8 protein-coding genes are annotated in these 12,925 nt (G+C 66.6%); 1 reads left to right on the top strand and 7 read right to left on the bottom strand.

All coding sequences use genetic code 11. From position 1 onward, the window contains the following. The first annotated feature begins 1 nt into the window (after nt 1). On the top strand, nt 2-655 hold the full coding sequence (locus AC07OY_RS01935; RefSeq protein ID WP_495040840.1) for a hypothetical protein: 654 nt from the start codon (nt 2-4) through the stop codon (nt 653-655). Nucleotides 656-663: 8 nt separating this feature from the next. Here AC07OY_RS01935 and AC07OY_RS01930 read toward each other — a convergent pair whose 3' ends face one another. The 7 genes from AC07OY_RS01930 to AC07OY_RS01900 form a co-directional block, all read right to left on the bottom strand. Further along, nucleotides 664-2,148: a glutamate synthase subunit beta gene (locus tag AC07OY_RS01930; RefSeq protein WP_495040839.1), complete on the bottom strand. Its 1,485-nt coding sequence runs from the start codon at nt 2,146-2,148 to the stop codon at nt 664-666. An 11-nt stretch (nt 2,149-2,159) separates the two neighbouring features. Continuing rightward, entirely contained in the window at nt 2,160-6,923 is a 4,764-nt protein-coding gene (locus AC07OY_RS01925) for a glutamate synthase-related protein (protein WP_495040838.1), read from the bottom strand. A gap of 142 nt (nt 6,924-7,065) precedes the next feature. Further along, the gene (locus tag AC07OY_RS01920; RefSeq protein WP_495040837.1) at nt 7,066-7,773 is read right to left on the bottom strand and encodes an REP-associated tyrosine transposase; all 708 of its coding nucleotides are present in this window, start codon (nt 7,771-7,773) and stop codon (nt 7,066-7,068) included. A gap of 78 nt (nt 7,774-7,851) precedes the next feature. Beyond that, nucleotides 7,852-8,988 (bottom strand): deoxyguanosinetriphosphate triphosphohydrolase, encoded by a 1,137-nt coding sequence (locus AC07OY_RS01915; protein ID WP_495040836.1) that lies wholly within the window; start codon nt 8,986-8,988, stop codon nt 7,852-7,854. Nucleotide 8,989: 1 nt separating this feature from the next. Beyond that, nucleotides 8,990-10,084, bottom strand: coding sequence for a 3-dehydroquinate synthase (gene aroB, locus AC07OY_RS01910; RefSeq protein ID WP_495040835.1), 1,095 nt, complete (start codon nt 10,082-10,084; stop codon nt 8,990-8,992). Between the two features lie 56 nt (nt 10,085-10,140). After that, entirely contained in the window at nt 10,141-10,734 is a 594-nt protein-coding gene (locus tag AC07OY_RS01905; RefSeq protein WP_495040834.1) for a shikimate kinase, read from the bottom strand. After that, nucleotides 10,700-12,907, bottom strand: coding sequence for an autotransporter outer membrane beta-barrel domain-containing protein (locus AC07OY_RS01900; RefSeq protein ID WP_495040833.1), 2,208 nt, complete (start codon nt 12,905-12,907; stop codon nt 10,700-10,702). Before AC07OY_RS01900 ends, AC07OY_RS01905 begins: the two co-directional genes overlap by 35 nt. Nucleotides 12,908-12,925 lie beyond the last annotated feature (18 nt).

The following is a 12,925-nucleotide window of genomic DNA, read 5'->3' as shown; positions in this document are numbered from 1 at the left end:
CGTGAAGGGCGGCAAGCCGGTGGCGGTCTGCGCGGGTCTCGCGCTGGCCGCCCATGCCGCCCTGCTGCTGGGGCCATCCGGCCCGCATGCGGGCCGGCACGGCAGCGCCGCTCCACACGCCGCCGTGACGGCACGTCTTGCTGTCGAAGCTCCGGCGCCCGTTGCGGCGGCCGAAGCGCCTGAGCCCGAACCCACACAGCCGCCAGCTCCGGCACCTGCCCAGGCCGCCACAACGGCGCAGGCGGTGGCCGAGGTCGCTGCCCCGCCTCCCGATGTCTCGCCCCCGGTCTTCGAGGCCATGGCGCCCCGCATCGGCTTTCCGGACGCCCCCCTCCCCGCCGACGGCGTGCAGCTGCGCGCCTATGTCGAGCTGGAGGCGGACGGCAGTCCACGGACGATCAGCACTGGGAGCCCGCCGGGAACGGCGACGCCGCCCCTGGGCTTCCAGAAGGTGACCGAGATCGCACTCAGGCAGGCCCGCTTCAAGGCCGGCCAGGGCTCGGCCCCGGCTGCATATTGCCTGCTGGTGAATTTCGAGCCCGACGTTCCCACGCCCAAGCTCGCCTGGCTGCCCGGCGCGGCGCGCGATGCCTCGCGCTGCCTCGCCGGCACAGCAACCACGCCGCGCGACATCGACGTCGCCCCGGCGCCCTGATCCGCCGCTCAGCGCGGCAGCGTCGTCGAACCCATCAGGTACTCGTCCACCGCGCGCGCGGCCTGGCGGCCCTCGCGGATGGCCCAGACCACCAGGCTCTGGCCGCGGCGCATGTCGCCGGCGGCGAAGACCTTGTCGACATTGGTCTTGTAGGCATTGGCGCCTTCGGTCGAGGCCTTGCCGTTGCCACGCGCATCCTTGTCGACGCCGAAGGCTTCGAGGATGGTCGCGACCGGCGACACAAAGCCCATGGCCAGGAAGGCGATGTCGGCCTTCAGGACCTGCTCGCTGCCCTCGACCTCGGTCATCTTGCCGCCCTGCCACTGCAGGCGCACGGTCTTGACGCCGGTCAGCTTGCCCTTCTCGCCGATGAATTCCTTGGTGGCGATGGCGAACTCGCGCTCGCAGCCTTCTTCGTGGCTGGACGAGGTGCGCAGCTTGATCGGCCAATAGGGCCAGGTCATCGGGCGGTCTTCCACTTCGGGCGGCTGGGGCAGCAGCTCGAACTGGGTCACGCTCTTGGCGCCATGGCGGTTGCTGGTGCCGACGCAGTCGCTGCCCGTGTCGCCGCCGCCGATGACGATGACATGCTTGCCGGCGGCCGAGATCTGGCCCTTGAGCTTGTCGCCGGCGTTGACCTTGTTCTGCTGCGGCAGGAACTCCATCGCGAAGTGAACGCCGGCCAGGTCGCGGCCCGGCACGGGCAGGTCGCGCGATTGCTCGGCGCCGCCGGTCAGCACGATGGCGTCGAACTGGCTCTTCAGCTCATCGGCAGTGACCGTTTCCTTGGCCCAATTGGTGACCTTGCTGCCTGGACCTTCGCTAGGCAGCGCGCTCACCATCACGCCGGTGCGGAACTCGACGCCCTCGGCCTTCATCTGCTCGACGCGGCGGTCGATGTGGGACTTCTCCATCTTGAAGTCCGGGATGCCGTAGCGCAGCAGGCCGCCGACGCGGTCGTTCTTCTCGAAGACGGTGACGCTGTGGCCGACGCGCGCCAGCTGTTGCGCGGCCGCGAGGCCGGCGGGGCCGGCGCCGACGACGGCGACCTTCTTGCCGGTCTGCACCTTGGCCGGCTGGGCCGTGACCCAGCCCTCGGCCCAGGCGCGGTCGATGATGGCGTGCTCGATGGACTTGATGCCCACCGCGTCATCGTTGACGTTCAGCGTGCAGGCCGCCTCGCAGGGCGCGGGGCAGATGCGGCCGGTGAACTCGGGGAAGTTGTTGGTGCTGTGCAGCACCGTGATCGCGTTCTTCCAGTCTTCCGCGCGGCCCTTGTAGACCAGGTCGTTGAAGTCGGGAATGACGTTGTTGACCGGGCAGCCGCTGTTGCAGAACGGCGTGCCGCAGTCCATGCAGCGAGCGCCCTGCTGCTTGGCCTGGTCAACGTTCAATGCGATGACGAATTCCTTGTAGTTCTTGACGCGAGCGACGACGGGCTCGTAGCCCTCTTCGAGGCGCTCGTACTCCATGAAGCCGGTGACTTTTCCCATGCTCCCTCTCCTCAGGCCTTGGCGGTGACGGCTTCAGGCGCCTTGGCCTGAGCGATGGTTTGTGCGGCTTCCTTGGCGGCGTTGATCTCGCCCAGGGCACGGCGGTATTCGTTCGGGAACACCTTGACGAACTTGGCGCGCGACTCGGCCCAGTGGTCGAGGATGTCGCGGGCGCGCTGGCTGCCGGTCCAGCGGTGGTGGTCTTCCAGCAGCTTGCGCAGGATGGCCTCGTCGGTCTGGGCCTCGCGGTCCACGCCGTCCACCGCCTTGGTCTTGTGCCAGATGGCCTTGTCGACCGTCGCTTCCTGTTCGTGCGCAGGCAGCAGCTTCTCCAGCGACACCATGCTGGTGTTGCAGCGCTTGGCGAAGTGGCCGTCCTCGTCATAGACGTAGGCGATGCCACCGCTCATGCCGGCGGCGAAGTTGCGGCCGGTCTTGCCCAGCACGGCGACAGTGCCGCCGGTCATGTACTCGCAGCCATGGTCGCCCGTGCCTTCGACAACGGCCGTGGCACCCGACAGGCGCACCGCGAAACGCTCGCCCGCCACGCCGCGGAAGAAGGCCTCACCGCGGGTCGCGCCGTACAGCGCGGTGTTGCCGACGATGATGTTCTTGGTCGCGTCGCCCCGGAAGTCGATGCTGGGGCGCACGACGACGCGGCCGCCGGACAGGCCCTTGCCGGTGTAGTCGTTGGCGTCACCGATCAGGTAGAAGCTGATGCCCTGGGCCAGGAAGGCCCCGAAGCTCTGGCCGCCGGTGCCTTCCATCTGGATGAAGATGGTGTGGTCGGGCAGGCCCTCGGGCTTGCGGCGGATCAGCTCGCCCGACAGGCGCGCACCGACGGACCGGCGCACGTTGGTCACCTCCTGCATGAACTGCACCTTCTCGCCCTTCTCGAAGGCGGGCAGGCATTTCTCGATGAGCTTGACGTCCAGCGCACGCTCCAGGCCATGGTCCTGCACATCGTTGTGGATGCGCGCGACGTCGGCCGGCACGTTGGGGCGGTGGAAGATGCGGGCGAAGTCCAGGCCCTTGGCCTTCCAGTGCGAGATGGCCTTCTTGGTGTCCAGCCAGTCGCTGCGGCCGATCAGTTCGTCGAACTTGCGCACGCCGAGCTGGGCCATGATCTGGCGAGCTTCCTCGGCGACAAAGAAGAAGTAGTTGACGACGTGCTCGGGGCGGCCGGTGAACTTCTTGCGCAGCACCGGGTCTTGCGTGGCCACGCCCACCGGGCAGGTGTTGAGGTGGCACTTGCGCATCATGATGCAGCCCTCGGCCACCAGCGGCGCGGTGGCGAAGCCGAACTCGTCGGCGCCCAGCAGCGCGCCGATGACGACGTCGCGGCCGGTCTTCATCTGGCCGTCGGCCTGCACGCGCACGCGGCCGCGCAGGCGGTTCAGCACCAGCGTCTGCTGCGCCTCGGCCAGGCCCAGTTCCCAGGGCGTGCCGCAATGCTTGATGGAAGACCACGGCGAGGCACCCGTGCCGCCGTCGTGGCCAGCGATGACGATGTGGTCGGCCTTGCACTTGGCGACGCCCGTGGCCACCGTGCCCACGCCGACTTCCGAAACCAGCTTGACCGACACGTCGGCCTTGGGGTTGACGTTCTTCAGGTCGTGGATGAGCTGGGCCAGGTCCTCGATCGAATAGATGTCGTGGTGGGGCGGCGGACTGATGAGGCCCACACCCGGCACCGAATGGCGCAGCATGCCGATGTACTCAGACACCTTGCCGCCGGGCAGCTGGCCGCCCTCGCCGGGCTTGGCGCCCTGGGCCATCTTGATCTGGATCTGGTCGGCGCTGACCAGGTATTCGGTCGTGACACCGAAGCGCCCGGACGCGACCTGCTTGATCTTGGAGCGCAGGCTGTCACCTTCCTTGAGCTCGTAGTCGGCCTCCATGATCTTGTGGCCGAGCACGTCGCCGACCTTGCTGCCGCCGGTGATCTTGATGCCCTTGAGCTCGTTGCGGTACCGGGCCGGGTCTTCGCCGCCCTCGCCCGTGTTGCTCTTGCCGCCGATGCGGTTCATGGCAACGGCCAGCGTGGCGTGGGCTTCGGTGGAGATGGAGCCCAGCGACATGGCGCCAGTGGCGAAGCGCTTGACGATGTCGGCCGCCGACTCGACCTCTTCCAGCGGCACGGCCTTGGCGGGGTCGAACTTGAACTCGAACAGACCGCGCAGCGTCATGTGGCGCTTGCTCTGGTCGTTGATGATCTGGGCGTATTCCTTGTAGGTCTCGAACTTGCCGCTGCGCGAGCTGTGCTGCAGCTTGGCGATGGCGTCCGGCGTCCACATGTGCTCTTCGCCGCGGGTGCGCCAGGCGTATTCGCCGCCGGTCTCCAGCATGCTGTCCAGCAGCGGGTCGTCGCCGAAGGCGCCCTCGTGCATGCGGATGGCTTCCTCGGCCACCTCGAACACGCCGATGCCGCCGACCTGGGTGGCCGTGCCGCGGAAATACTTCTCGACGAAGTCCGCCTTCAGGCCGATGGCCTCGAAGATCTGCGCGCCGCAGTAGGACATATAGGTCGAGATGCCCATCTTGGACATGATCTTGGACAGACCCTTGCCCACGGCCTTGATGTAGTTGTAGCGGGCGGCTTCAGCCGTCAGCTTGGGCGGCAGCTCGTCCTTCATGGCCTCGAGGGTCTCGAGGGCCAGATAAGGGTGCACGGCTTCGGCGCCATAGCCCGCCAGCACGGCGAAGTGGTGCACCTCGCGGGCCGTGCCGGTCTCGACGACCAGGCCGGCCGTCGTGCGCAGGCCTTCACGCACCAGGTGGTGGTGGACGGCGGACAGGGCCAGCAGCGCGGGGATGGCGATGCGGTCGGCGCTGAGGTGGCGGTCCGTGATGATGAGGATGTTGTGGCCGGTCTTGATGGCGTCCACGGCCGAGGCGCACAGCGAGGCGAGCTGCGCTTCGACACCGGCGCGGCCCCAGTCACGCGGGTAGGTGATGTCGAGCTCGCTGGGCTTGAACTTGCCATTGGTGGGCGCCTCGATGCCGCGCAGGCGCGCCATGTCGTCGAAGTCCAGGATGGGCTGGCTGACTTCGAGACGCATCGGCGGGTTGATGGCGTTGATGTCCAGCAGGTTCGGCTTGGGGCCGATGAAGCTGTTCAGCGACATCACGATGTTCTCGCGGATCGGGTCGATCGGCGGGTTCGTGACCTGGGCGAAGAGCTGCTTGAAGTAGTTGTACAGCGGCTTGTTCTTGCCCGACAGCACCGCCAGCGGCGAGTCGTTGCCCATGGAACCGATGCCCTCTTCGCCATTGGCGGCCATGGGGGCGAGCAGGAACTTGATGTCTTCCTGCGTGGTGCCGAAGGCCTGCTGGCGGTCGAGCAGCGTCGTCGTGAAGCCGGGGCGGGCCGCGTCGGGCACGCTGATGTCGTCCAGCTTGACGCGGACGTTCTCGATCCACTGGCGATAAGGGCGCGCGTTGGCGAACTGGTTCTTCAATTCCTCGTCGTCGACGATGCGGCCCTGCTCCAGGTCGATGAGGAACATCTTGCCGGGCTGAAGGCGCCATTTCTTGACGATCTTGGCCTCGGGGATGGGCAGCACGCCCGACTCGGAGGCCATGACGACGAGGTCGTCGTCGGTGATGCAATAACGAGCAGGCCGCAGACCGTTTCTGTCCAGCGCCGCACAGACCTGGCGGCCGTCGGTGAAGGCCATGGCGGCGGGGCCGTCCCAGGGCTCCATCATGGCGGCGTGGTACTCGTAGAAGGCGCGGCGGCGCTCGTCCATGCCTTCGTGCTGCTCCCAGGCTTCCGGGATCATCATCATGGCGGCGTGGGCGAGCGGGTAGCCGCTCATCGTCAGCAGCTCGATGGCGTTGTCGAAAGTGGCCGTGTCGGACTGGTGCTCGAAGCTGATGGGGTAGAGCTTCTTCAGGTCGTCACCCAGCACCGGCGACTTCATGACGCCTTCGCGGGCACGCATCCAGTTGAAGTTGCCCTTGACCGTGTTGATCTCGCCGTTGTGGCAGACCATGCGGTAGGGGTGGGCCAGCGGCCACTCGGGGAAGGTGTTGGTGGAGAAGCGCTGGTGAACCAGGGCGATGGCCGAGACGACGCGCTCGTCGGCCAGGTCCAGGTAGTACTTGCCGACCTGGTCGGCCAGCAGCAGGCCCTTGTAGATGACGGTGCGGCAGCTCATCGACGGCACGTAGTACTCGCGGCTGTGCGTGAGCTTCAAGGCCTGGATGGCGCTGGAGGCCGTCTTGCGGATGACGTAGAGCTTCCGCTCCAGGGCGTCGGGCACGATGATGTCCGGGCCACGGCCGATGAAGATCTGGCGGATCACCGGCTCCTTCTCGCGCACCGTGGGCGACATCGGCATGTCGCGGTCCACCGGCACGTCGCGCCAGCCGATCAGCACCTGGCCTTCGGCCTTGATGGCGCGGGCGAGCTCCTGTTCGCAGGCCAGGCGGGAGGCGTGTTCCTTGGGCAGGAAGATCATGCCGACGCCGTACTCGCCGGGCGGCGGCAGGTTGATGCCCTGCTTGGCCATCTCGGCGCGGTAGTACTCGTCCGGGATCTGGATGAGGATGCCGGCGCCGTCGCCCATCAGCTTGTCGGCGCCGACGGCGCCGCGGTGGTCCAGGTTCTCGAGGATCTTCAGACCCTGCTGGACGATGTTGTGTGCCTTCTGGCCCTTGATATGCGCCACGAAGCCGAGGCCGCAGGCGTCTTTTTCATTGCCCGGCCGATAGAGCCCGTGCTCGGCAAGGTCTTGGATCTCGGCTTGAATCTGCGTGGCGTGGCTCATGGCGCCCTCCTGGAACACAACAGGGCGGGAGATTAATGCAGTGCAGCAAACGTAGCAACTTGATTAATATAGGGTCAGAGTAGAATTAAGTTGGCGATCGTTTTCTGAGTTTATTAAATGGGGCCATAGTCAAAGCGTCTTTTCAAGCCTGTGGCAGCGGTTGAACCACCTTGCGGGGGCGGCCGCGAGGGCGTTTCACAGCCACCTTGGGATGGGCGTCTGCCAGCGGCTTCAAGAAACCATCACTGGCAACGGGGCGCCCCCGCAGGACGGCCTCGGTGAACATCGCCTGCTCCGCCAGTGGGACACCCTGCCCCACCAGTTCGCGATAGGCATGCTCACGCTCGAAGGGTGTGTTGCCCAAGGACCAATACAGCTCATGCTCGGTGACCAGGGCGCTGCGGCTGAGCCCCAGGTGGTGGGCCGCACTCGACCACGGCCATTGCGCCGCCTCCTGGCACAGGCCAGCGCGCACCGGATTCAGTTCGATATAGCGCATGCAGGCCAGCAGATGCCTCTCGCCCTCGATCAGGCCGGCACGAAACCGTCCTTCCCAGAGCGTGCCGCTGCGTTGATGGCGGGTGTTGAACCAGGCGACATACCGCCGGCCGAGGGCCTGCATCATGCGGCTGAGGGCATCGGCCGCGGGAGGCGTCAGCAGCAGATGCAGGTGGTTGTCCATCAGCACATAGGCATGGATGGCCACGCGGTAGAGCGCGGCCACTTCGCCCAGCGTCGCCAGCATGTGCTGGCGGTCGTGGTCGCTGAAGAAGATGGACTGGCGGTTGTTGCCGCGCAGGATGACGTGATGGGGCTGACCCGGCAGGATCAGGCGGGGAAGACGGGCCAAGGGCACCTCCTCTCAGGCGCTATGGCCTAGATGGGGAGGCTCAGGATAATCGACTCCGACCCCAATTTATGAATTGGGTCAGAAAAGCGTCTTGCCCGTCAACCTGAGATGCTCGCGAATGGCGAAGCGGTCGGTCATGCCGGCGATGTAGTCGGCGCAGGCGCGTTCACGGTCTTCCCGGTCGGCGAAGTCCGCCGGCATCTGGGTCGCATCGGATGAATAGGCCGCAAAGAGGTCGCGCAGCACCTGCTCGGCGCGCGCCCGGGTGCCCTGCACCTGCGGATGCCGGTAGAGATTGGCAAACAGGAAGCGCTTGAGCGCCGTGCTCTTGACACGCATCTCGGCGCTGAAGCGCAGCAGCGGCTTGTCGGCCCGGCGCACTGCATCGACATCGGCCGGGGCCGCGTCTGCCAAAGCCGCGCGCGTGGCGTCGATGATGTCGTAGACCTGGGCCGACAGCATGCGGCGGATGGTCTCGAACAGCAGGCGCTTGCCGGCCAGCCCGGGGTGGGCGTCCAAGGCCGCCCGCCAGTGCTCGCGCACCAGCTCCACCTCCAGCAGTTGCTCCAGCTCGATCAGGCCCGAGCGCACGCCGTCATCGACGTCATGGGCGTTGTAGGCGACCTCGTCCGCCAGATTGCAGAGCTGGGCCTCCAGGCTGGTCTGGCCACCATGCAGGAAGCGCCTGGCGATGCCGTCTGGCTCGATCGCTTCGATCAGTTCGGCATTGCGGCGCGAGCAATGCTTGAGAATGCCCTCGCGGGTCTCGAAGCAGAGGTTGAGCCCGTCGAAAGCCGGGTAGCGCTGCTCGAGATGATCGACCACGCGCAGCGACTGCAGGTTGTGCTCGAAGCCGCCATGGCCCTTCATGCATTCGTCCAGCACGTCCTGGCCGGCATGGCCGAAGGGCGTGTGGCCGAGGTCGTGGGCCAGGGCCACGGCTTCGACGAGGTCCTCGTCCAGGCCCAGGCTGCGTGCGATGGAGCGGCCAAGCTGGGCCACCTCCAGCGAGTGCGTCAGCCGCGTGCGGAACAGGTCGCCCTCGTGGTTGAGGAAGACCTGAGTCTTGTAGACGAGGCGGCGGAAGGCGGTGCTGTGGATGATGCGATCGCGGTCGCGCTGGAACTCGCTGCGCGTCGGTGCGGCCGGCTCGAGCAGGCGGCGCCCGCGGCTGCGCGCCGGATCGGCGGCGTAGGCCGGGCGCTTCGCAGTCATCTCAGGCAGCTCCGTGAGCCGTCAGCGTTTCGACGATGCGCGCATCGGGCACCGAGTGCAGGCCCGCCTGGCCCAGCGACTCGATCAGCACGAAGCGGATCTCACCCGCCTCGGCCTTCTTGTCCACGCGCATCAGCGACAGATAGCGCTCGGCACCGAGCTTGGGCGGCTGCACCGGCAGCCCTGCCCTCTCGACGAGCTGGCGCAAACGCTCGACAAAAGCTGCCGGCATCAGCCCCATGCGCTGGGACAGGTCGGCTGCCAGCACCATGCCGCAGGCGACGGCCTCGCCGTGCAGCCAGGCGCCATAGCCCATGCCGGCCTCGATGGCATGGCCGATGGTGTGGCCAAAGTTCAGGATGGCCCTCAAGCCCTGCTCGCGTTCGTCCTGGCCCACCACGTCGGCCTTGATCTCGCAGCTGCGCCGCACGGCATAGCCGAGCACGGCCTTGTCGCGGGCCAGCAGCGCCTCGAGGTTGTCCTCGATCCAGCACAGGAAGCCTGCATCCGCGATCGGGCCGTACTTGATGACCTCGGCCAGGCCGGCGCGCAGCTCGCGGTCGGGCAGGCTGTCCAGCGTGTCGAGGTCGGCGATGACCCGCTCGGGCTGGTAGAAGGCGCCGAGCATGTTCTTGCCCAGCGGATGGTTGATGGCCGTCTTGCCCCCGACCGAGGAATCGACCTGGGCCAGCAGCGTCGTGGGCACCTGCACGAAGGGCACGCCACGCATATAGATGGCGGCCGCAAAGCCGGTCATGTCGCCGATGACGCCGCCACCCAGCGCGAACAGCACGGTCTTGCGGTCCAGGGCCTCGCCGAGCAGGTGGTCGCAGATGCGGTTCAGGCTGGCCCAGTCCTTGTATTGCTCGCCGTCGGGCAGCACGACGAGGTCGACTCGCTTGTAGACCGCCAGCAGGCGTTCACGCAGCCGGGCTGCATAGAGCGGCGCCACGGTCTCGTTGCTGACGATGACGGCCGTCGACGCCTTGGGCAATTGCTGCCAGCTGCCGGCCTCGTCCAGCAGGCCCGAGCCGATGCGGATCTCGTAGTCGCGGTCGTCGGGGAGCTGGATGCGGACGGTATCGGTGGCAGGCATCGGCCAAGTGTAAGAGCCGCCCTGGCGGCGGCCCTCTGCTTCCCGTCAAGCCGGCATCAAAGCGGCTCGGCCCCGACGGTCGCGGCCACGCGCGTCGGGTCGAGCAGGCCGGCCAGCTCCAGCTGCATCAGCGCCATGTTGACGAGGGCGTGCACCGAGGGCCGGGCGCTCTCCAGCACATAGTGGGCGCAGCGGCGGTAGAGCGGATCGCGCTGCTGGTGCAGCTCGCGCAGCTTGGCCAACGGGTCGCGCACCTGCAGCAGCGGCCGCGTGGTGTCGTGGCGCAGGCGGCGGAACAGGTCCTCGGGCGTGGAGCGCAGATAGAGCACCGTCGCGCCGCTGTGCAGCAGCTCGCGGTTGCGCTCGCGCAGCACGGCGCCACCGCCGGTGGCCAGCACGCAATCGCCGCCTCGGGCGATCAGCTCCGCGATGACCTCGGTCTCGACGTCGCGAAAGGCATCCTCGCCGTGGCGCTCGAAGAACTGCTTGATGCTGCCGCCGATGCGCTGCTCGATTTCATGGTCCGAATCGACAAAAGGCACGCCGATTTGGCGTGCCAGTTGTTTTCCGACGGTGGACTTGCCACCGCCGGGCATGCCCACAAGGGCAATCACATCACTTCGGATTGGGGCAGCTGCTGCTGGTGCCATACGGGCTGACCCTGAACGGCGGCGCGGCCGCATTCCCGATATCGCCGGCAGAAACCGGGAGCGGTACATAGGTGTACAGATAGTCCACCACCCCTGCTGCATAGGTGCGGCCCAGTGACACTGCTTGCGCCGCCAGAGCAGCCTGTGACTGAGATGGCAGAACCACCGGGACGCCGATCGGGTAGTAGGCCGGCGGGCTCAGCACACCCGCTGCCGTCACCGTGATCTTGAAATCGACCCAGCTGCCCAGGCTCTTGGCGTACTCGAGCTGCAGGACAGCCACGCCGTTCGCATCGGTCTTGGTGGCACCGACCAGCGTGATCGCCACATCGGACTTGCGCGGATCGAGCTGCTGGTTGCCATTGGCGTCTTCAATACCGTCAATGACCCCGTTCCGGTTCAAGTCCTCGTTCGGGCAGATCGCATTGAGTGCGCCTTCGGTCTCGTCAGTGCTGTACAAGGGGGCGTAGTCGCCTTGGGGCTCCAGTTCCCATTTCTGCTTGCCCTGGTTGTATCCCCAGGCGCCCTTCCTGTAGCCGCCCAGGTCGACCGACGGCGTGATCTGGACATCCGCCTTGGGATTGCCGGCCGAGTCGACGACCAGCACGACATACTTCTTGAGGTAGGTCAGGCCGGACAGACCATTGGTAATCTGGTTGTCGGTACCGATGGAGATGGACACCGGATTCGACACGATGGTCAGCGTGGTGGTCAGCAGATTGGCGGCAGGGCAGTTCGCAACGGTTTCACCCGCAACGAAGTCACTTTCCTTCCAGCAAGCCCGGATCGTCACGCCATTCGTGGGACTGCTGACGGAGCCCGACTTGTAGGTGGTCGAGGCCGTTCCCGAGCCGTCAGAAAGCACCGCATTGTTGACCGGCGGCGTCTTCGTGTAGTCGGTCGAGCCGATGGCGCCGGTGCCGTTGTCACCCGTTGCATCGAACAGCACGCGGACATTGTTGATGGGCGCATTGTTGCCATCGCGGAAGATGGCATAGATGGACACCTGGTTGCTGGACGTGGAGGTATTGACCTGCACCACGTTCGCCGACAGGTTCAGCGTCTTGGAGACGGGCGTCGTGGCGTTGGGCACCGTTGTCGCGCCACCCGCGATGGTCACGGCAACCTTGGATTCCACCCCGCCTGCCGTCGCAGTGAAGTTCAGCGTGCCGCCCGGTGTGTTGGGCGTCGTGTAGTTGAACGGATAGTCGCCATTCAGATCGGTAGTACCCGACTGCGTGGTCACGCCAACGCCGGTCACCGTGATGGGGACGTTGCGCATTGGATTGTTGTTCACGTCCGACAAGGTGTAGAGGACCTTGCCCGCCTGGCCGGCGGTCACGACGGACGGCACGGGGCTGGCCTGCGTGAAATGCGTGCCGGTCACCTGGAAGGCCGCGGTGGCGGTCAAGGCCCCGCTCGTCGCCGTGACGGTGACCGTGCGATTGGAGTGATCAGCGCCGATGTTGACCGTGCCCGTCACCTGCCCATTGGCACCCGTCTGGGTCGAACCGACGATGACAAACGAGCTGGGGGAATTGGACGCGAGTGGCGGTCCGTCGGCCACGGACAACTGGACCGGAATGCCGGACAGCGCATTCTGGTTGGCGTCGATGGCGGCGGCCGTGGCGACTACTTCCGTGCTGCCCGAATTGGTGATGCTGAACGCGTTCAGGCTCAACGTCAGCCGCGCCGCCTGCGGGTTGGTCGGCGAGGAGTTCTGGACGACGTTGAAGGTCACCGCCCGCGTGACTTCACCGGACTTGACGGTCAGCGTCACGGGCCTGACGGACGAATCCGAGCCTTGCGTGATGGTGGCCGCGAGCGTGCCGCTGGCGTTCGTCGCGGTGGCAGTGGTCGAGACCACGGCATTCGCGTTGACGGAAACGCTGACCGGCACATTGCCGATGGCCGCGCGATTGGTGTCGATGGTCGTGATCGTCGCGGTGATCGAATCGGAACCCGAGTTGGTCAGCGTCGACTTGCTCAGCACGACGACCACGTCGGCCGCCACGGCGCTGGCCGCGCCCGACGGGCTCGATGCGCCGCCGCCGCCATTGATGGGCGTGCCCGCACTGCCGCCGCCACCGCCGCACGCCGTCAGCGCCGCCGCGATGAAACCACCCACCAGCGCCCGGACCGCGGTCCGGCTCCAAACATCAAACTTCAACATCTCTTTTCACTCCCGTGT

The sequence above is a fragment of the Roseateles sp. GW821-FHT09H10 genome, from assembly GCF_059415865.1.
Note: the sequence above shows the minus strand (reverse complement) of the source record. Positions and strands in the feature narration are given on the sequence as shown.

Excerpts from the sequence above, each read along its gene's own strand:
- AC07OY_RS01900 (WP_495040833.1), bottom strand. The coding sequence starts at position 12,907 with ATGTTGAAGTTTGATGTTTGGAGCCGGACCGCGGTCCGGGCGCTGGTG.
- aroB (WP_495040835.1), bottom strand. The coding sequence starts at position 10,084 with ATGCCTGCCACCGATACCGTCCGCATCCAGCTCCCCGACGACCGCGAC.
- AC07OY_RS01905 (WP_495040834.1), bottom strand. The coding sequence starts at position 10,734 with ATGGCACCAGCAGCAGCTGCCCCAATCCGAAGTGATGTGATTGCCCTT.
- AC07OY_RS01930 (WP_495040839.1), bottom strand. The coding sequence starts at position 2,148 with ATGGGAAAAGTCACCGGCTTCATGGAGTACGAGCGCCTCGAAGAGGGC.
- AC07OY_RS01915 (WP_495040836.1), bottom strand. The coding sequence starts at position 8,988 with ATGACTGCGAAGCGCCCGGCCTACGCCGCCGATCCGGCGCGCAGCCGC.
- AC07OY_RS01925 (WP_495040838.1), bottom strand. The coding sequence starts at position 6,923 with ATGAGCCACGCCACGCAGATTCAAGCCGAGATCCAAGACCTTGCCGAG.